The sequence below is a fragment of the Streptomyces sp. NPDC014894 genome, from assembly GCF_043080985.1.
In the GTDB taxonomy this organism is placed as follows: Bacteria; Actinomycetota; Actinomycetes; order Streptomycetales; family Streptomycetaceae; genus Streptomyces.
This window is the reverse complement of the sequence record NZ_JBIBWD010000008.1, coordinates 152,223-171,655: the sequence shown is the minus strand read 5'-3', so window position 1 is coordinate 171,655 and position 19,433 is coordinate 152,223. Positions and strand designations below refer to the sequence as shown.

Here is a 19,433-nt window from a genome sequence, read left to right as displayed (position 1 = left end):
TCAGATGTCCCACCTGGCACTTCAGCCCCGGATGTTTCACCGGGGCGACGCCCGGGGACCCCTGCGACAGGGGGATTCCTCCGCGATCGGAGACGTCATGATCATCCTCGGTCTTGTACTGCTGATCATCGGCCTGGTGGCCGGGATCGGCATTCTGTGGACCATCGGGATCATCCTGGTCGGGATCGGGGTGGTGCTCTGGGTCCTGGGCGCGCTCGGTCACGCGGTCGGAGGCCGGCGGCACTACTGGTGAGGCGCGGGAGCCCGTCGCGGCGCCCGGCGCGCTGAACGCCGTACGATCCCTGCACGCCGTCCGGGGCCTGGTCGCCGCACATGCTCGCAAGGCTGGTCGCCCCACGGTCCCGAGGCCGGTCGCCGCGCCGTCCCGGCCGTAGGCTTCCGGGCTCGGCTCCGCCGTGCTCTTCATGGCGCTTGACGGCCCCTCACGGTCACGATCGCCGCAGTCGGACGACGCCGGTCAGTCCCGCCGACGGGACGGACCGGCGCACCGCGCGGATCTCCGCGGCTCACGTCTGACGGTCCCGAAAGCGGGTAGGCGCGGCCCGACGGCGCCCGCGGACACGGCGGAGCGCCGGTCGGTCCGAAGCCGTTCCGAAGACGTTCTGACGTCGTCCCGAAGGAGATCCGACGTGCTGATGGCTCATCCCGTGGTCCTGGGCAATCTGGTCGAGCAGTACGACACGCTGAGGCTGCTCAACGCCGAGACGGGCAGCCCCGAGGCACGACGCCGGATGGAGGACATCGCGTACACCCTGTGTGTGTCCACGGGCACGCGCGACGTCGACGCGGCGCTCATCGCGGCCCGCCACCGGCTGCCCGGGGCCCGGCCGGAGGACGACTCGCTCGTCGCGGGCTGAGCGCGCCGCCCGGCGAACACGCCCCGCCGGAAAGGCGCTTCCCCCCGGGGGACGGCGGGCCCGTCCCCCCGGCGGTGCTCTCCGGACCGCCCCGCGTCCCGTCAGGGACGACACCCTCCCCACCGAGGATCCGGGGCCGCTTCGTGCCTTCCCGGCCTCTCCCCGACCCCGGCCCGGGGCATCGCCCGCGGGCCGGGCGCGCGGTGGACAGCGCAGACCCGGCGGACGAGCATGGAGTGGGGTGAGCGGGGGCCTCTCACCGGGAGACGCCGATGGTGCGCACCGAAGCGGTGGACGTGCTGGTCGTCGGGGCCGGTCCGGTCGGGCTGAGCGCGGCCGCCGAGCTGCGACGGCGTTCGGTGGGCTGTCGGCTTGTCGACAGACTCCCGGCCCGGCTGCCGTACGCGAAGGCCGTGGGCGTCCAGCCGCGCACCCTGGAGATCTGGGACCGTATGGGGCTGGTGCGGGCCGCGCTCGACGCGGCCGTCCCGATGCGCGGACAGCTGGTGTACGTCGACGGCGTCGAGCGGGCCCGGATCGAGCTGGCGCTGCCGCCCGAGGTGCCGTACGGATTCGCCGCGCTGCCGCAGTACGAGACCGAGCGCGTCCTGGAGGAGTACCTGGGCCGTTTCGGGACCCGGATCGAGCGCGGGACCGAGCTGGTGTCGTTCGCCCAGGACGCCGACGGGGTGACCAGCCGGCTGATCACCGCCTCCGGGGCGCGCCGGGAGATCCGCTCCCGGTTCCTGGTGGGCTGCGACGGGGCGCACAGCGTCGTGCGCAAGACCCTCGGGATCTCCTTCGAGGGCGGCGCCTTTCCCGAGGAGTACATGCTCGCCGATGTGGAGGTCGACTGGGACCTGCCGTACGGCTACGGCGTCCGCGCCACGCACCTCGGCCCCGACGGCGCGGTCGACGATCTGCTGGTGTGCGTCCCGCTCCCGGGGAGCGGCCGGTACCGGATGTCGATGCTGGTCCCGCCCGAACTGTCGGCGGCCCGGGCGGCCGAGGACGCGCGAGGGAGCGGCGAGGGGAGTGCGAGCGAGAGCGCGGACGGGGTGGCGCACGGCCCCGGCGGCGGCCGGGCCCCCGCGCTCGCCGACGTCCAGGCGGTCCTGGACCGGCTGTCGCCGAGGCCCACGACGGCTTCCGCGCTGCGCTGGTCCTCGGTCTTCCGCATCAGCCACCGGCTGGTCGACCGGTACTCCGACGGCCGGGTCCTCATCGCCGGGGACGCGGCGCACATCCATCCGCCGACGGGCGCGCAGGGCATGAACACCGGTGTCCAGGACGCCTGCAATCTGGCCTGGAAGCTCGCCCTCGCCGTCGAAGGGGACGCCGCGCCCGGTCTGCTCGCGAGCTACGACGCCGAGCGGCGGCCCATCGGCGAGGAGGTCGTCGGGCGCACCGTCCGGCACGCCGTCGAGGGCATCGACCACGACCCCGGCGATCCGGCCGTCCTGATGCTGCGCGAGGCGCAACTCCTCCTCGGCTACCGGGACAGCCCCCTCGTGGGCCCGCCGGACCCGGCCGGCGGGGACGGCCCCCGGCCCGGGGACCGCGCCCCGGACTGCGCCGGCCTCACCCGGGAGATCGCCGCCCACCCACTCCGGCTCCACGAGGTGCTGCGGGGCCGCGACCACGTGCTGCTGCTCTACGGAAACGGGAACGGACACGGATACGCGGACGGGCCCGGAAACGGAATCGGAAACGGGCACGGAGACCCGGCGGGCGGCGCACCTGACGCGTCCGGCGCCGCGTCCGCCGCCGGGACCGAACTCGCCGCCCTGGCCCGAGAGCTGTCGCGGGGCCGGATGGAGACCCTCCTCGTGCTCACGCGCGACGCGCCCGACGGCCGCGGGAGCCCGCTGCCGGTCTACCGCGACAGCCGGGGCGACTTCGCGCGCAGGTACGCGGCCCGGGAGCCCACCGCGTTCGTCGTCCGCCCGGACGGCTATTTGGGGGCCCGGATCAGCCCGCCGTCCCGGGAGGGGCTGGCCGCCGCCCTCGCACGCGTCTTCCGCGTACGGGCGGGCTGAGGGACCCGCCCGGCGGACGGCCGCGCCACTGCCATGAAATGGGGTGTTCCCGCAAGCCGTATCCAATTCTGTGACGAGAGTGAGGTAATCGGGGGATCGAGCAACCTTTCGGGTATTCACCCCCTCTCTCCTTGCGATTCCGCATCGCAAGGAGGTACGACCCTTGTCCAGCACACCGCTGCGTCCCGCACCGCACCGCAGCACGCCGGCCACCGCTCCCGTCCGCCCCCGTGACCGTCGCGGGCGCCGGTCGACGGTGGTCGCGGCCACCGGGCTCGCGCTCCTGCTCAGCGCCTGTTCGACCGGCGGTGGCTCGCAGGACGACGCGAAGGGCGGGGAGAAGAAGCCCGCCGCCAAGCCCGAGATATCGGTGAACCTCACGGGCCGGGCCGCCGCGCCGGGCAAGCCCGTGACGGTGAAGCTCGCGGAGGGCGAGCTGAAGGATGTCAAGGTCGCCGGGGCCAAGGGCGCGCCGCTCGGCGGCACGGTGTCGAAGGACGGCGGCACCTGGACCTCGCAGCGGGCGGCCGCGCCGGGCACCTCGTACACGGTCGAGGCGACCACGAAGGACGGCGGCTCCGCGCGGGCGGCCTTCGCGACGGCCGCCGCCGGCAAGGTGAACAAGCTGGAGATGACTCCCAGCAAGGGCTCCACCGTGGGCATCGCGCAGCCGGTGTCGATCGTCTTCGACCACCCGGTGAAGAACAAGGCCGCCGTCGAGCGCTCCCTCAAGATCACCACCTCCAACGACACCACCGGCTCCTGGGGCTGGATCGACCACTACGACGGCAGGTCCCGGATCGACTGGCGGCCCAAGGAGTACTGGCGCACGGGCACCGAGGTGCGGCTCCAGGCGGAGCTGAACGGCGTCGACTCCGGCACGGCGGGCGGCTGGTTCGTCCGCGACTACGATCTGTCGTTCACGATCGGCGCGCCCCAGGTCGTCAAGGTCGACCTGGGAACGAAGCGGCTCAAGCTGGTGCGCGGCGGCGAGACCCTCCGCTCCATCCCGATGTCGGCGGGCACGCCCGGCGGGGTGAAGCGCTCCTGGGGCGGCACCTCCGTGCTGATGGCGAAGGAGGGCACCATCAACATGAACTCCGAGACCGTCGGCCTCGGCGACGCGTACGACAAGATGGTCGACCACTCCATGCGGCTGACCTGGTCGGGAATGTACGCCCACGCCGCGCCCTGGAACACCGCGCACTTCGGCAACGCGAACCGCAGCTCCGGATGCATCGGGATGAGCGACGGGGACGCGTCCTGGCTGTACTCCCAGGTCCGCCCCGGCGATCCCTTCGAGATCTCGGGCCCCGGCCACAAGGGGAACCCCGCCCCGGGCAACGGCTACGGCGAGTGGAACCTGTCCTGGGACGACTGGCGGGCCAAGAGCGCCCTCGCCTGACCGGCGGCGTACGGGCCGGGGAGGGCCTCGGCCGGCCGGAGAGCGGGCCGGAGAGCGGGCCGGAGAGCCGGCTGGAGGAGCGGACCGGAGAGCGGGCCGGAGGAAGGGGCCGGAGGGGCGGACCGGGGCGGTCCGCCCCTCCGGCCCCGTCTCAGACTCCCGTGCCGGAGTTCCAGGTTCCGGCGATCATCTCGGTGGTGAAGCCGGGCCCGAACGCCACCATGAGCCCCGGGGACCCGTCGGCGGGCGGACCGTCCTCATGGTGACGCCGGAGCACGTCGAACACCGAGACGCTGGAGGTGTTGCCGATCCGCGCCATGCTCTCGCGGCTGTGTCGCAGGGCGCCGGGCGGCAGGGACAGCCCCTCCTCGACCCCGTCCATGATCAGCGGTCCGCCGGTGTGCGAGACGCAGAACCCGAGGGAGTCCGGCTTCCACCCGAACTCGGCGAGGAAGGACTCGATCTCGGGGATCACCTTCGGCACGGTTCTGCGGACCCGGGGATCCGTCCTGAAGTGGAATCCCCGCTCCGTGGTGCTGCCCGCGATCACCGAATGCGAGTCGGGCAGCAGATGCTGCCGGGCGCCCAGAATCTGGAGACCGGCGGCCTCGGGGGCGGCCCGGCGGAGCACGGCGGCGGCCGCCCCGTCGCCGAAGATGCCGTTGGATATGAAATCGCTCAGCGTGGACTCGTCCGGCTGGAACGACAGCGAGCAGAGTTCGGCGGCGACGACCAGAGCGGTGGCGTCCGGCCGGGCCTGGAGGAAGTGGAACGCCTCCGCCACCGCGGAGACCCCGGCCGCACAGCCCAGCTGCTGGATCGGCGTCCGGCGCACGGTCGGCCGGCAGCCGATCTCCTGGGCGATGTAGGCGTCCGGCCCGGGCAGCGCGTAGCCCGTGCACGAGACGAAGACGAAGTGGTCCACGTCCGCCGCCGCGACGCCCGCGTCGGCGAGCGCCCGCCGGGCGGCCTCCGCGCCGAGCCGGACGACCTCCTCCGTGTACGTGGCGTTGCGGACGCCGAAGGAACGGCCGGCGAACAGCTCCTTGAGCTCGACGGCCATGCGCCGGGTCTCCACGGTCGTGCTGCGTATCAGGTCGAGCCCGCGCCCGACATGGGGGACGTCGGCGAACAGCTCGCCGAGCGCGGTGACGATCTCGTCCTGTGTCACCTGGTGTTCGGGGACCACGACGGTGGGGCGCGTGATCGAGACGGGGGTTCGGTTGCCGGATGCCAGGGGATCTCTCGCCGACAAGGCGCTGTTCCTTTCCAGGGCTTGGCGAGGCGGACGGCGGAGACCGCCGTGGCGCGCCCGGCCCGGCCTCGGGCGCGCGGACGGCGAGGGCGTACGGACCGCTCTCGCCGCGCGACGCCGCGGGCCGGTCCCGGAGGGCGCTCGCCCGTCACGGGAGGAGAGGGGCCGTGCCGCCGCCGAGTGCGGCGACCGCGCGGCCGTGGCCGCCGGGGACCGCCGTCGCGGCGTGAGCAGGGCGTGACTCTCCACTCCGGATCCTCGCTGTGGGGGGTGCGGGCCCGTGGGGTGGCGGGCCCGAAGCGTGTCCAAGCGCAGGCCACGACCGCGGATGCGAGGTCATGAGCCTGTCAATCCATGCGCTAGGAAGCATGAACTCCGGACAGCGGAGCGACAAGATCAACTTTCGGACGCGGCCGAGCCCCGACACCCCGGCCGGAGCCCCCGCGGCCGGGTGGCCGCCGTATCGCCGAGCCCCGGGCATTCCGCTCCGGCCTGCGGGAATCCGCCGGGGGAGCCGTCGGGGAGGGGCGGGGGAGCGCTCCCGTCCGCTGCCGTGCCGAGGGGCTCGCCCGGCTGGTGAGGGGCTCGATACGACGCGCATTAAATGTCTGGTTCTGATCGCTGCCCGAGGGCGGCACAGCGGTCCGGACAGCCGCGCCGCCGTCCGAACGCCACGGCCCGCCGGTCGTGCCGCGCCCCCGGTCGCATCACCGCCGCGCGGTCACGCCGCGCCCCCTCGCCGCCACCCGGCCGCGTCACCGCCGCCCACTCGCCCGCTCCCGGCTCACTGCGCGTGGACGACCACCGAGATGACCCGGACCTCCTCGGCGGTCATGTTCCGGTACTGGTGCGGGGTCGCCGGGTCGAAGGCCAGGGAGTCCCCGGCCTCCAGGAGATAGGTCTCGAAGCCGATGTCCGCGTGCAGGCTGCCCTGGAGGACGAGCTGATACTCGCGCCCGTCGTGGCGGATGGGGGAGCGGGTGTCGGTGGAGCGTCCGTAGGGCGCGTAGACGACTTCGAGGAAGTCGACCCGCGCGTCCTGCTGGGGCGTCAGCCGCTCCCAGCGGACCCCGCTCGCGAGGTCGATCGTGCGGCGGTGGCCGCGGCGCTGGACGATCGTCTCGCCCGCGGGCGCGAGCGCGGGCCCCGGGGGCGGTGCGCCGCCCGCCGGCCCGTCCGCTGATTCGCCGGTCCCCGGGCGCGCGCCGTTGACCGGGGCCGCCGTCGCGAAGGGCGAACGGGCGGAGAGCGGCGCGGGCACGTCCTGGTCGTCGCCCGCTCCGAACAGATACTCCAGGGGAATCTCCAGCGCGTTCGCGATCCCGTAGATCACTCCGGCCGAAGGGGCGGTCTGGCCGCGTTCCACCTGTGAGAGCAGGCTCGCCGAGCAGCCCGCGAGCTTGCCCAGCTCGCGCAGTGAGAATCCGCGTTCGGTACGGACCCTTCTGAGCCTCCCGCCGAGCCCCGTGCTTCCCCCCTCGGTCTTCATCGCGCCTCCTGATCCATCCGAACGGTCGCGTTCAGCCACGGGCCAACTGTATAGGACTGCACAGAACTGTACAGCAGTGCACACGATGGTGAACAGAGTGAACGAAGCACTGCACACACTCGCTGTTCATTTGTGCAGAGGTGATGGGCGTCTTGTTCCGCTTGATCGCCTCGGACCTGCGCGGGATGCGGTGATTTCAAGAGAAAGAAGTTCAACCCTTGACAAGAATACTGCACGCTGCGTCCACTATGACGCACAAAGCGTCGCTCTCGACGCCCCCCGCAGTCGTGTGGAGGTCCTCGCTGTGACAGTCATCGGCATACCCGGACGCGCGGGGCGGACCCGCCGGTCCGGGCCCAGGTCCAGATCCGGCCGCTCCGCGGGCGTGGTGCTCCTCGCCACCGCGCTGAGCGTCACCCTCGCCGCCTGCTCCGGCTCCGGTTCCGGCGGTTCGGCGGCCCCGGCAGGCGCCGGCGGCGCGTCGGGCGGCACCCTCCGCTTCGGTACCAACCAGCAGTTCGAGGACTGGGAGACCGTCACCAAGCAGAACGCCACCTTCACTTCACTGGTGTACGAGTCGCTGCTCGGCGTCGCCGCCGACGGGTACACCCTCAAGCCCCAACTGGCCACCGAGTGGAAGGAGTCCCCGCTGCGGGTCGACTTCACCCTCCGCCCGGACGTGCTCTTCCACGACGGCACCCGCTTCGACGCGGCGGCGGTCGTCGCCAATCTGGAGCGGGTCCGAAAGACCCCGAGCCAGTACCGCAGCCAGCTCGACGCCGTGAAGTCGGTGACCGCCGTCGACGACACCCATGTCCGCATCGATCTCAGGGAGCCCGCGCCCGCACTGGTCAACAATCTCGCGCGGCTCGGGATGTACATGGTCTCGCCCAAGGCGCTCGCCGACGGCGACTGGAAGACCAAGGGGGTGGGCACCGGACCGTGGAGGTACGACCCCAAGGCGTCCGTCAAGGGACTGCGCACGGTCGTCACGGCGTTCGACAAGTACTACGACAAGAAGTCCGTCGGCCCCGCGCGCGTGGAGGTCACCCAGATCAACGACCCCGACAGCCTCTACAACGCCCTGCGCGCCGGACAGCTCGACGTCGTGTGGAGCACTCCGCCGCTGGCGGCCCGCGCCGAGAAGGAGGGGCTCAAGTCCGCCTGGTTCCCCTCGGTGCTCTGGCACCTCCAGATGTACGACACCGACGGCGTCTTCAAGGACAAGAAGTTCCGCCAGGCCGTCTGCCACGCCATGAATCCGCAGGACTACGTGGACGCGGCGCTCGGCGGCAAGGGCGGGGTCCCGCTCCAGCGCTTCCCCGAGGGGCAGCCGGGTCACGACCCCGCGCTCCGGGGCCATCCGCACGATCTGGACAAGGCGAAGCGGCTGATGAGCGAACTGGGCGGCGGGAAGCGCTCGTTCACCCTCGTCAGCTATGACACCCAGCGCGCCATCGCGGAGCTGTTCCGCAGCCAGATGGAGAGGATCGGCGTCGAGGTCGAACTGGAGATGCCCAACTTCCCGCAGTTCCTGAGCGTGTACCAGAGCGGCAAGTACCCCGCCGCGATCCTCTCGGACGGCGCGCGCTCGGGCCCGTACGACTACTACATCAGGAAGTTCGCCCCGGACGCCGCCGGCAATCCGCTCAAGGTCGCGTATCCGCGGCTCGACGCCTCCGTCGAGAAGGGGCTCGACGCCGAGACGCCCCGGGACCGCGAGGCCGCCTGGCAGGAGATCTCCACGATCGTCGACGAAGAGGCGCTGGACTGCGGCTACTTCGACTACTCGGGCTTCTGGGCCTACAACCCGAAGAAGGTCGACAACATCGTCTCCACCCACCACGAGGTCGCGGTCTTCCGCTACAAGGAGGCCCGGCCCCAGGGCTGACCGCCCCGGCGGCCCGTCCCGCCGCACCCCGGCCCGCACCCGGCCCGGCCGCCGCGTACCGCCCCGGCCTCCCCGCACCGCCCGCCGCGCCTTCCCCTCTCCTGCACCTCCCGCACTCCCTGCACCTCCCGCACCGCTCGCTCCGACGCCCCGCCCGCCGGCCGCCGCGTACCGCCCGGCCCCCGCCGGGCAGGGGCCCGCCGCCCGCCGGAGAACCCGGCAGAGCCTTCCGTTCCGTACACCCCGGATGGAGAAAACCGCCCATGAGCACCCTCCCGACCCAGCCCACCCGGCCCGATCTGATCCTGGTCAACGGCCGTGTGACCACCATGTCCACGAACGCGGGCGACGCGGAGGCGGAGGCCGTCGCCATCACCGGCGACCGGATCTCCGCCGTCGGCGCCGACCGGGAGATCCGGGAACTGGCGGGCCCCGGCACCACCGTCGTGGACCTCGCGGGACGCCGGGTCGTCCCCGGTCTGATCGACTCCCACGTCCATATCGTCCGCGCCGGACGCACCTGGCGCGACGAGGTCCGCTGGGAGGACGAGCGGACCCTGGAGACCGGTCTCGCCGCCATCGCCCGCCGCGCCGCCGAACGCCCCGAGGGCAGCTGGGTCAAGGTCGTCGGCGGCTGGCACCCGGCGCAGTTCCCCGAGGGCCGGGGCCCCAGCCGCGAGGAGCTGGACCGGGCCGCGCCCGACCACCCCGTCTATGTGCAGTTCCTGTACGACTGGGCCGTCCTCAACACCGCCGCCATGCGGGAACTGGGCGTCGACCACGCGCTGGTGCGCGAACTCGGCGCCCAGGGCTTCCGTACCGAGTCCTTCGAGACCGGCCCCGACGGCGAGCTGACCGGCAAGGTCAGCGGCACCCCGCTGATGGAGTGGTTCTACCGGCGGATGCCCGCGCCCACCTTCGAGGAGCAGGTCGCCTCCACCGCGGAGATGTCCCGCGAGCTGAACCGGCTCGGCATCACCGGCGCCATCGACGGCGGCGGCTTCAACAGCGGGCCCGCCGCCTACCCCGCGATCCGCGAGGTCTGGCGGCGCGGACAGCTCACCGTACGCACCCGCCTCGCCGTGCACGCCGAGCGCGCCGGCACCGAGCGCGACGACCTGGCCGGCTATCAGCGCTACACGGCGCTGGACGTCGGCGACACCCTGCTGCGGGTCATCGGCGTCGGCGAGGTCATCCTCTACCGCACCGTCGACAAGATCGGCCACCCGGTCGAGATCGGCGACGAGGTCCGCGAGCAGTTCCGGGAGATCTTCGGCGAACTGGCCCGCAACCGATGGACCGTGCACGCCCACGCCCATCAGCACGCCACCATCGACGCCGTCCTCAGCGCCTGGGAGGAGGTCCACGCGGAGCACGACATCAGCCCCCTGCGCTGGTCCCTCGTGCACGCCGAACCCCTCACCCCCGCCGACGTCGACCGGATCGCCGCACTCGGCGCCGGGGTGCTCGCCCAGGGGCTCTACCGCTTCCAGGGCGAGGAGGCCATCGAGACCTGGGGCGCGGAGACCGTCGCCGAGGCCCCGCCGCTGCGGACCATCCTCGAACGGGACATCCCCATGGCGCTCGGCTCCGACGCCATGCGCGTCGCCTCCTACAACCCCTTCGCCACCCTCGCCTGGTTCCTCGACGGACGGACCGTCCGGGGCACCGAGACCCTCGCCCCGCGCCATCTCCTCACCCGCGAGGAGGCGCTGCGCGGCTACACCGCCGCCGGGGCCTGGTTCAGCTTCGAGGAGAACGAGCGCGGCCGGCTCGAACCCGGACTCCTCGCCGACCTCGCCGTCCTCAGCGACGACTACTTCACGGTGCCCCAGGAGCTGATCCCCCGGATCGAGTCCGTGCTCACCCTCGTCGGCGGACGCGTCGTGCACACCGCGGAACCCTTCGCCGAACTGCCCGTCACCGCCTTCGAACCCCAGGGAGTCAGCCGTGCCTGAGACCACGAACCGGGAACCCTCGCTGCTCATCAAGGGCGCCGCCGTCCTCAGCATGGACGAGACCGTCGGCGATCTGACCAACGGCGACATCCTGATCTCCGGCGACCGGATCACCGCCGTCGGCCCCGGGCTGAGCGCCCCGGACGCCGAAATCGTCGACGCCCGGGGCATGATCGCCATCCCCGGTCTGATCGACACCCACATGCACGCCTGGCAGACCCCGCTGAAGGGCCTGCACGCCGACGGCTGGACCTTCGACGACTACCAGTCGCGCGTCTTCCACCTGCGCGAGCGCTTCTGCGTCGAGGACATCCACGACGCCACCTTCGCCGGCTCCGTCCAGATGCTCGACAGCGGAGTCACCGGAGTCCTCGACTTCTGCCACAACGTCATGTCCCCCGACCACGCCGAGGCCGGGCTGCGGGCCCACCGCCGAACCGGCCAGCGCACCCTGTGGGCGTACGGCATGCTCGGCAGCTTCGACGCCCCGCCCGAGGACCACGCCTGGCGGCTGGAACACCTGCGCGAGCTGCGCGGCCGGACCGGCGACGACGGGCTGCTGCGCGTCGGCGTGGCCCTGTCCTCCCTCGAATTCGGCAGCCTGGACCGCACCGCGACCGAGATCGCCCTCGCCCGCGAACTCGGCATGCGGATGACCGTCCACCAGAACCCGGCGGGCCAGATCCGCGCCCTGCACCGGGCCGGACTGCTCGGCCCCGACATCCTCCCGGCGCACGCCAACGCCGCCGACGACGAGGAACTGGAACTGCTGGCCGAGTGCGGCGGGGGCATCTCCTTCACCCCCGAGGGCGAGTTCGGCGGCGGCCGCTCCATGACCGTCCTCAACCGCGCCCACCGCGCCGGGGTCTGCTCCAGCCTCGGCATCGACACCGCCGCCAGGGTCTCCATCGACCTCTTCGCCGCCATGCGGCTCACCTTCCTGCTGATGCGCAACGTGGACGCCGCCGCCGAACGCGAGGCCGGCCGCTACCCGCTGGAACGACGGCCCGGAACCCCCCTCGTCGAGCCCCGCCATCTGCTGGAGTACGCCACCGTCAACGCGGCCCGCTCCCTCGGCCTCGGCCATGAACTCGGCCGGCTCGCCCCCGGCTGCCTCGCCGACCTCGTACTCGTCGACACCGAGCCGTACGGCATGGCGCTCGGCGACCCGGCGGCGCACATCGTGCTCCAGACCGGCCCCGGCGACGTGGACACCGTCGTCGTCGGCGGCGCCGTCCGCAAGCGCGGCAAGAGGCTCACCGACCTCGACCCCGCCGAGGCGGGCGCGGCCGCCCGCCGGGTCCGCGAGCGGGTCCTCTCCGGCCCGCCGCCCGCGAAGGGCGCGCGCGAATGACGAAATTCATCCTCCAGCGGCTGCTCTCCGCGCTGCCCACCCTGCTCCTGGTCTCGCTGTTCGTCTTCACCCTCGTCCATCTCACCCCCACCGACCCGGTGGCGCAGATCCTGGGCGAAGGCGCCCCCGCCGCCGACCGGAAGGCCCTCGCCGAACAGCTCGGCCTGCTGCGGCCCATGCCGGAGCAGTACGCGGACTGGCTCGGCGGCGCCCTCCGCGGCGACCTCGGCGTCTCCCTCTACACCGGCGTCCCGGTCTCCGAGTCCATCTCCACCGGAATCGGCATCACCCTCTCCCTGGCCATCGCCGGCATGGTGATCGCGCTGGCGGCCGGGGTGCCGCTCGGAATCCTCGGCGCGCTCCGCCCCGGCACCGCCGCCGACCGGCTGCTGACGACCCTCGTCGCCCTCGGGCTCGCGGTCCCCAGCTTCTGGCTCGGACTCCTGCTGGTCCTGGTCTTCGCCGTCCAGCTCGGCTGGCTGCCCGTCGTCGGCTACACCCCGTTCCTGGAGGACCCGGGGGCCTGGGCGACCGGCATGATCCTGCCCGCCCTCGCCCTCGGCTCCCACACCGCCGCCGTCATCGCCCGCCAGACCCGCAGCGCCATGATCGACGCGCTGGAGTCCCCGTACGTCCAGACCCTGCTGGCCCGCGGCATCCGCCGGCGGCGGATCGTGCTGGGCTACGCCGTCAAGAACGCCATGGTCCCCGTCCTCTCCGTGATCGCGATCCAGATGTCGGTGCTGGTGGCCGCCAGCTTCGTCATCGAACGGATCTTCGCCGTCCCCGGCCTCGGAACCATGCTCATCGACAGCGTCGTCCGCGCCGACTACCCGGTGCTCCAGGGCTCCATCGTCCTGGTGGCGGTCATCGTCCTGCTGGTCAATCTGGCGACCGACCTCCTCTACGGCGTGATCAACCCGAAGGTGAGACCCCAGTGAGCGACACCACCCCGGGCGCGGGCGCCGTGGAAGCCGCCGCCGCGCCCGCCGCCCTCCCCGGCACCGAGGCGGAACCCCGTGTCAGGGGACGCGCCCTGCGCAGAATGATCCGACAGCCCGTCACCCTCGTCTGTCTGGCCCTGCTGGCCCTCCAGATCGCCGTCGCCCTCGCCGCGCCGCTGATCGCCCCCTACGACCCGGCGCAGCCCGATGTGCGGAACAAGCTCCAGGGCCCGAGCGCCGATCACCTCCTCGGCACCGACGACCTCGGCCGCGACACCCTCTCCCGGCTCATCCACGGCACCCGCACCGCGCTGCTCGCCTCCTCCGAGAGCGTCGCCGTCGGCCTGGTGCTCGGCGTCGGCCTCGGACTCCTCGTGGGCTACCGCGGCGGCTGGTGGGACCGGATCGGCATGCGCGTCGCGGACGTCATGCAGTCCATCCCCGCGCTGCTCCTCGCGCTCGCCCTGGTCGCCGTCCTCGGCAACGGCCTCGGCAACGCGATGCTCGCCGTCGGACTCATCTTCGCCGTCAGCTTCATGCGCATCACCCGGGCGGTCGTCCTGGCCGAACGGGAGAAGCTGTACGTGGACGCGGCGCGGGTGCTCGGGCTGCGCTCCTCGGGGATCATGCTCCGGCAGGTGCTGCCGAACGTCTCGCCGCCGATCATCGTGCAGGCGTCCATCGCGCTCGGCACCGCGCTGCTGATCGAGGCCACCCTGAGCTTCCTCGGGGTCGGCATCGACACCAGCCAGGTCAGCTGGGGAGCGATGCTCGACGCGTCCCGCCAGCACGTGGCCGAGCACCCGCTGCTCGCGATCCTCCCCGGCGCGGCGATCACCCTCACCGTCCTCGTCTTCAATCTGCTCGGCGACGGGCTGCGGGACGCCTCCTCGCCGCGCTCCGCCGACACGCCCCGCCGGGCCGGACCCGCCGTCGAGCTTCCCGCCGACCCGGCGCCCAAGGTCCCCGCCGACGCCCTGCTGCGGGTCGAGGGCCTCACCGTGACGGACGCGGGCGGCGCCCAGCTGGTCTCCGGAGTCTCCTTCCACATCAAGCGAGGAGAAACGTTTGGTCTGGTGGGGGAGTCCGGCTGCGGAAAGTCCATCACCGCCTCCGCCGTGCTCGGACTGCTGCCGCGCGGGGTCACCGTGCGGTCCGGCTCCATCCGGCTGGACGGCGCCGAACTGGGCGGCCTCACCGGCGAGGAGCTGCGCCAGGTGCGCGGCCGGCGCGTCGGCATGGTCTTCCAGGACCCCGGCTCCGCGCTCTCCCCGGTGCACACGGTCGGCCGCCAGCTCACCGACGCCGTCCGGGCCCACTCCACGCTCTCCCGGAAGGAGGCCGCCGAGCGCGCGGCCGAACTCCTCGAACTCGTCGGCGTCCCCGACCCGAGGGAGCGGCTCAAGGACTATCCGCACCAGTTCTCCGGCGGCATGGCCCAGCGCGTCGTCATCGCCGGAGCCCTCGCCTGCGACCCCGAGCTGCTGATCGCCGACGAGCCCACCACGGCCCTCGACGTCACCATCCAGGCCCAGGTGCTCGATCTGCTGGCCTCCCTGCGCGAGCGGCTCAACATGTCCCTGCTGATCATCACCCACGACCTGGGAGTCGTCGCCGACAGCTGCGACCGGGTCGCGGTGATGTACGCCGGCCAGATCGTCGAGGAGCGCACCGTCGCCGACGCGTTCGCCGCCCCCCGCCACCCGTACACCGAGGCGCTGCTCGCCGCCGTCCCGCACGCCGGGACCGACGGCGAACCGCTGCCCACCATCCCCGGCCGGGTGCCGCCCGCCTGGGCCTGGCCCCAGGGCTGCCGGTTCCACCCGCGCTGTCCGTACGCCACCGAGGAGTGCCGCTCCGGCGCGGTGGCCATCGACGCCGACGGGGCCCGCTGTCTGCGGGCCGCCGAACTCGACCTGGCAGGTGCCCGATGACCGGACCGAACACCCCGCTGCCGCCGGGACCCGCGGGCGGGGAGCCGAACGCCCCGCTGGCGCCGGCCGACCGGGGGAGGGAGTCGGCGGCCCCGCCGGCCCCGGACGGGGAGCCGAACGCCCCGCTGCTCTCGGTGGAGCGTCTGACCGTGCGCTACCGGCTCGGCCGGGGACTCACCGGGCGGGCGAGGACGCTCACCGCCGTACGCGACGTCGGTTTCACCGTCGACGCGGGCCGCACCCTCGGGCTGGTCGGCGAGTCCGGCTCGGGCAAGAGCAGCATCGGCCGGGCCATCCTGCGGCTCGCGCCCGTCTCCGAGGGCCGGATCGTCTTCGACGGACAGGACGTCTCCGCCTTCGGCCGCCGCACCCCGCTCTCCTTCAACCGGGACGTCCAGGTGGTCTTCCAGGACCCCATGTCCTCCCTCAACCCCCGCCAGACCGTCGCCGACACCATCGCCCAGGCGCTGACCCGCCACCGGAGCCTGGCGGGCCCCGAACGCGACCGCGAGATCACCCACGCCCTCGACCGGGTCGGACTCGCCGGATACCACGCCGACCGCTATCCGCACGAGCTGTCGGGCGGCCAGCGCCAGCGGGTCGCCATCGCCCGGGCGCTCGCCCCGCGCCCCCGGCTGATCGTCTGCGACGAGCCCGTCTCCGCGCTCGACGTCTCCACCCAGAGCCAGGTCATCAATCTGCTGATGGAGCTTCAGCGGGAGCTGGGCGTCAGCTATCTGTTCATCGCGCACGACCTCGAAGTGGTCCGGCACATCAGCGACGAGATCGCGGTGCTCCACCTCGGCCGGCTCATGGAGTCCGGCCCCGCCGACCAGGTCTACCGCTCGCCCACCCACCCGTACACCAAGACCCTGCTGGCCTCCACCCTGGTCGCCGACCCGGTGCGCCAGGCCGCCCGCACCGCCGACCGCCGCAGGCTGCGGGCCGCCGGCGGGGCCGCGCCCACCACGGCGTGAGCCCCCGCCGCACCCCTCCGTCCCCCACCCCGAGGAAGGAACCATGACCATCGACGCCACAGACCGGCCCCAGCCGGCGCCCGCCGCCGGAGAGGTGTCCGAGCGGACCGCGCTCGCGCTCTACCGCACGATGAGCACCGCCCGGAAGTTCGAGAAGCGGGCCTACGACCTCTTCCTCAGGAACCTGGTCAAGGGCACCACCCATCTCGGCATCGGACAGGAGGCCGTCGCCGCCGGGGTCGCCGCCGCGATGCGCCCCGACGACTACTCCTTCATCACCTACCGGGGCCACAACCACCTCGTCGCCCGCGGCACCCCGCTCGCCCCGCTGATGGCCGAACTCCTGGGCCGGGACAACGGGCTGATGCACGGCAAGGGCGGCTCGATGCACCTCATCGACGCCGAGCGCGGCATCCTCGGCTCGTACGCGATCATCGGCGCCCAGCTCGTCATCGCCAACGGCGCCGCCTGGTCGGCCCAGTACCGGGGCAGCGGGCAGGTCACCGTCTGCTTCTTCGGCGACGGCGCGACCAACATCGGAGCCTTCCACGAGGCGCTCAACCTCGCCGTGGTGTGGAATCTGCCGGTCGTCTTCGTCTGCGAGAACAACCTCTACATGGAGTACACCCGGATCGACGCCGTCACCGCCGTCCCGAATCCGGCGGCCGACCGGGCCGCCGCCTACGGACTGCCGTCCGTCCTCATCGACGGCAACGACCCGGACGCGGTCCATCTCACCGCCGCCGAGGCCATCGCGAAGGCCCGGGCGGGCGGCGGGCCCTCCCTCATCGAGGCGGTCACCTACCGGCACGGCGGCCACTCCCGGGCCGACCCGGCGAAGTACCGCGACCCTGAGGAGGTCAGGGCCTGGCTGGCGAAGGACCCGATGATCACCTACCGGGCGCGGCTCAACGAGCGGGGCGTCGGCGACGAGGTCCTCGACGCGATCGACGCGGAGATCGTCGCCGAGGTCGACGCGGCGACCGAGGAGGCGATCTCCGGGACCTGGCCGGACCACTCCCGGCTGTACACCAACGTCTGGAGCGACGGCGGCCATGCCTGGCGCAACTGACGCCCCGGGCGCCGCGCACCGCCGGCACGGCACCGGCCCATACCACGAGACGGCTGACCGTCCGTGCACCCGCCCGTACCGCGAGACGGCGGACCACCGGTACACCGGCCCGTACCGCGAGACGGCGGACCGCCCGCGCACCCGCCCGTACCGCGACGCATCACACCGCCCGCGCGTTCGCGCGCACCGAGACGCACCCGGCCGGCCGCGCGCCCGCGCGCGCGGCGGCGCACCCACCGAACGGAAAGCGGGGACCACCCGTTGAGCCTGCTCACCTATCGCAAGGCGGTCGCCCACGGCATCGCCCAGGAAATGCGCCGGGACCCCAGTGTGGTGTTCCTCGGCGAGGACGTCGCCGCCGCCGGCGGCGTGTTCAAGACCACCGCGGGACTGCTCGAGGAGTTCGGCCCGCTGCGCGTCCGCGACACCCCCATCAGCGAACAGGCGATCCTCGGCGCGGCCATGGGCGCCGCCATGACCGGGCTGCGGCCCATCGCCGAGATCATGTACAGCGACTTCCTCGCGGTCTGCTGGGACCTGGTCGCCAACGAGATGTCCAAGAGCCGCTACATGTCCGACGGACAGGTCTCCTTCCCGCTCGTCGTCCAGTGCGGCAACGGCGCGGGACTGCGCTTCGGCGCCCAGCACTCCCAGTCCCTGGAGAACTGGGCGATGGCCGTCCCCGGTCTCAAGGTGGTCGCCCCGGCCACCGCCCGCGACGTCATCGGACTGATGGCGGCGGCCGTCCGCGACGACGACCCGGTCGTCTTCTTCAACCACAAGGCCCTCTACTCCGCCAAGGAGGAGATCCCCGACCTCGACGGCGAGATCGTCGAGGAGCTGGGCCGGGCCGCCGTGCGGCGCGAGGGCGACGACGCCACCCTGGTGGCGCTGGCGGCGATGGTGCCCAGGGCGATCGCCGCCGCGGACCGGCTCAGCGGCGAACACGGCATCGAGTGCACGGTCCTCGACGTCCGCTGCCTGGTCCCGCTCGACACCCGGACCATCCTCGAACACACCGCCCGCACGGGACGGCTCTTCACCGTCGAGGAGAACCCCCGGCTCTGCGGCTGGGGCGCGGAGATCGTCTCCATCGTCACCGAGGAGTGCTGGCCGTCCCTGACCGGCGCGCCCGTACGCATCACCACCCCGCACATCCCGCTGCCGTCGGCGGACGCCCTGGAAGACCTGGCGATCCCCTCGGCGGACCGGATCGTCGCGACCGTACGCGCCGCGCTGGACGGATGAATCCCGGCCCGCCGGCGATCCGTCCCCCACGATCCTCATCAGTCAACGATCGAAAGGCACAGAGCGATGAGCGCAACCCCCAATGAACGGCTCGGCTGGCTCGGCACCGGCAACATGGGCTCGGTGATGGCCGCCGCCCTGCTCGCCGGCGGCGCGGAGCTGTCCGTGTGGAACCGTACGGCCTCCAAGGCCGCGCCCCTCGTGGCCGACGGCGCGAAGGCGGCCGGCACGATCGCCGACCTGGCCGGCGCCGACATCGTCTTCGTCATGGTCTCCGCGAGCGCCGATCTGCTCGCCGTCACCACGGGCGAGGGCGGACTGCTCCACGGCGAGCGGCGGCCCGAGGCGATCGTGGACTGCTCGACCGTCTCGGCCGAGGCCTCCGCCGAGGTGCGCGCGGCGGCCGAGGCGGCGGGAGTGGCCTTCCTGGCCGCCCCGATCAGCGGAAACCCGCACATGGTCGCCGACGGGATGGGCGCCATCGTGGCCTCCGGGCCGCGCGAGACGTACGACCGGGTGCTGCCGTACCTCAGGATGATCGCGCCCACCGTGGTGCACGCCGGACCGGGCGAGCAGAGCCGGCTGGTGAAGATCTGTCACAACCTGATGCTCGGCATGATCACCCAGGCGCTGGCGGAGGTCACCGTCCTCGCCGAGAAGGGCGGGGTGCCCCCGGCCGCGTTCGTCGACTTCATCAACGGCTCGGTGCTGGGCTCCACCTTCATCCGCCACAAGGGCCGGGCCATGGTCGAACGCGACTACACGCCCACCTTCAACAACAAGATGCTCCGCAAGGACTTCGACCTCGGCCACACCGCCGCCCGCGAGCTGGAGGTGCCCATGCCCGTGAGCGCCATGGTCCACGGTCTGATCCAGACCGCGATCGGCCACGGCTTCGCCGAGCGGGACTACGCGACGCTCTACGAGGTCGAGTCGGCGGCCGCCGGCCTGCGCGGCGACGACCGGGCCTGACCGCGCGGACCGGTCCC

General features: G+C 72.8%; 15 protein-coding genes. 13 read left to right on the top strand and 2 right to left on the bottom strand.

All coding sequences use genetic code 11. The features are described from left to right. Nucleotides 1-97 precede the first annotated feature (97 nt). The 4 genes from ACF089_RS20530 to ACF089_RS20515 all read left to right on the top strand — a co-directional run bounded on the left by ACF089_RS20530 (nucleotide 98) and on the right by ACF089_RS20515 (nucleotide 4,322). Complete coding sequence (locus tag ACF089_RS20530; protein WP_344477951.1) at nucleotides 98-253, top strand: hypothetical protein; 156 nt, start codon at nucleotides 98-100, stop codon at nucleotides 251-253. 397 nt (nucleotides 254-650) lie between these two features. Continuing rightward, nucleotides 651-878 carry a DUF5133 domain-containing protein gene (locus ACF089_RS20525; RefSeq protein ID WP_392028471.1) on the top strand — a complete coding sequence of 76 codons (228 nt, stop codon included), beginning with the start codon at nucleotides 651-653 and terminating at the stop codon, nucleotides 876-878. Nucleotides 879-1,150: 272 nt separating this feature from the next. Next, nucleotides 1,151-2,917: an FAD-dependent monooxygenase gene (locus ACF089_RS20520; protein WP_392028469.1), complete on the top strand. Its 1,767-nt coding sequence runs from the start codon at nucleotides 1,151-1,153 to the stop codon at nucleotides 2,915-2,917. 163 nt (nucleotides 2,918-3,080) lie between these two features. Continuing rightward, entirely contained in the window at nucleotides 3,081-4,322 is a 1,242-nt protein-coding gene (locus ACF089_RS20515; RefSeq protein ID WP_392028467.1) for an Ig-like domain-containing protein, read from the top strand. 151 nt (nucleotides 4,323-4,473) lie between these two features. On the opposite strand, the gene ACF089_RS20510 is transcribed toward ACF089_RS20515, so the two are convergent. Together ACF089_RS20510 and ACF089_RS20505 are read right to left on the bottom strand one after the other, a co-directional pair. Beyond that, nucleotides 4,474-5,577, bottom strand: a complete 1,104-nt coding sequence (locus tag ACF089_RS20510) for a type III polyketide synthase (protein ID WP_392028465.1) — start codon at nucleotides 5,575-5,577, stop codon at nucleotides 4,474-4,476. A gap of 784 nt (nucleotides 5,578-6,361) precedes the next feature. After that, the gene (locus tag ACF089_RS20505; RefSeq protein ID WP_392028463.1) at nucleotides 6,362-7,066 is read right to left on the bottom strand and encodes a helix-turn-helix domain-containing protein; all 705 of its coding nucleotides are present in this window, start codon (nucleotides 7,064-7,066) and stop codon (nucleotides 6,362-6,364) included. Between the two features lie 304 nt (nucleotides 7,067-7,370). On the opposite strand from ACF089_RS20505, the gene ACF089_RS20500 reads away from it, so the two are divergent. From ACF089_RS20500 to ACF089_RS20460, 9 genes are all read left to right on the top strand, one after another. Continuing rightward, on the top strand, nucleotides 7,371-8,957 hold the full coding sequence (locus ACF089_RS20500; protein WP_392028461.1) for an ABC transporter substrate-binding protein: 1,587 nt from the start codon (nucleotides 7,371-7,373) through the stop codon (nucleotides 8,955-8,957). A gap of 263 nt (nucleotides 8,958-9,220) precedes the next feature. Further along, the gene (locus ACF089_RS20495; RefSeq protein WP_392028459.1) at nucleotides 9,221-10,915 is read left to right on the top strand and encodes an amidohydrolase; all 1,695 of its coding nucleotides are present in this window, start codon (nucleotides 9,221-9,223) and stop codon (nucleotides 10,913-10,915) included. Next, complete coding sequence (locus ACF089_RS20490) at nucleotides 10,908-12,269, top strand: amidohydrolase family protein (protein WP_392028457.1); 1,362 nt, start codon at nucleotides 10,908-10,910, stop codon at nucleotides 12,267-12,269. Before ACF089_RS20495 ends, ACF089_RS20490 begins: the two co-directional genes overlap by 8 nt. Continuing rightward, nucleotides 12,266-13,210, top strand: coding sequence for an ABC transporter permease (locus ACF089_RS20485; RefSeq protein ID WP_392028455.1), 945 nt, complete (start codon nucleotides 12,266-12,268; stop codon nucleotides 13,208-13,210). Before ACF089_RS20490 ends, ACF089_RS20485 begins: the two co-directional genes overlap by 4 nt. Further along, on the top strand, nucleotides 13,207-15,147 hold the full coding sequence (locus ACF089_RS20480; RefSeq protein ID WP_392028453.1) for a dipeptide/oligopeptide/nickel ABC transporter permease/ATP-binding protein: 1,941 nt from the start codon (nucleotides 13,207-13,209) through the stop codon (nucleotides 15,145-15,147). The genes ACF089_RS20485 and ACF089_RS20480 overlap by 4 nt, the downstream gene beginning before the upstream one ends. Next, complete coding sequence (locus ACF089_RS20475) at nucleotides 15,144-16,124, top strand: ATP-binding cassette domain-containing protein (RefSeq protein ID WP_392028451.1); 981 nt, start codon at nucleotides 15,144-15,146, stop codon at nucleotides 16,122-16,124. The genes ACF089_RS20480 and ACF089_RS20475 overlap by 4 nt, the downstream gene beginning before the upstream one ends. Before the next feature lie 43 nt (nucleotides 16,125-16,167). Beyond that, nucleotides 16,168-17,196 (top strand): thiamine pyrophosphate-dependent dehydrogenase E1 component subunit alpha, encoded by a 1,029-nt coding sequence (locus tag ACF089_RS20470; RefSeq protein WP_392028449.1) that lies wholly within the window; start codon nucleotides 16,168-16,170, stop codon nucleotides 17,194-17,196. Nucleotides 17,197-17,457: 261 nt separating this feature from the next. Further along, nucleotides 17,458-18,444: an alpha-ketoacid dehydrogenase subunit beta gene (locus tag ACF089_RS20465; RefSeq protein WP_392028447.1), complete on the top strand. Its 987-nt coding sequence runs from the start codon at nucleotides 17,458-17,460 to the stop codon at nucleotides 18,442-18,444. Between the two features lie 66 nt (nucleotides 18,445-18,510). Continuing rightward, nucleotides 18,511-19,416, top strand: coding sequence for an NAD(P)-dependent oxidoreductase (locus tag ACF089_RS20460; protein WP_392028445.1), 906 nt, complete (start codon nucleotides 18,511-18,513; stop codon nucleotides 19,414-19,416). Nucleotides 19,417-19,433: the final 17 nt, after the last annotated feature.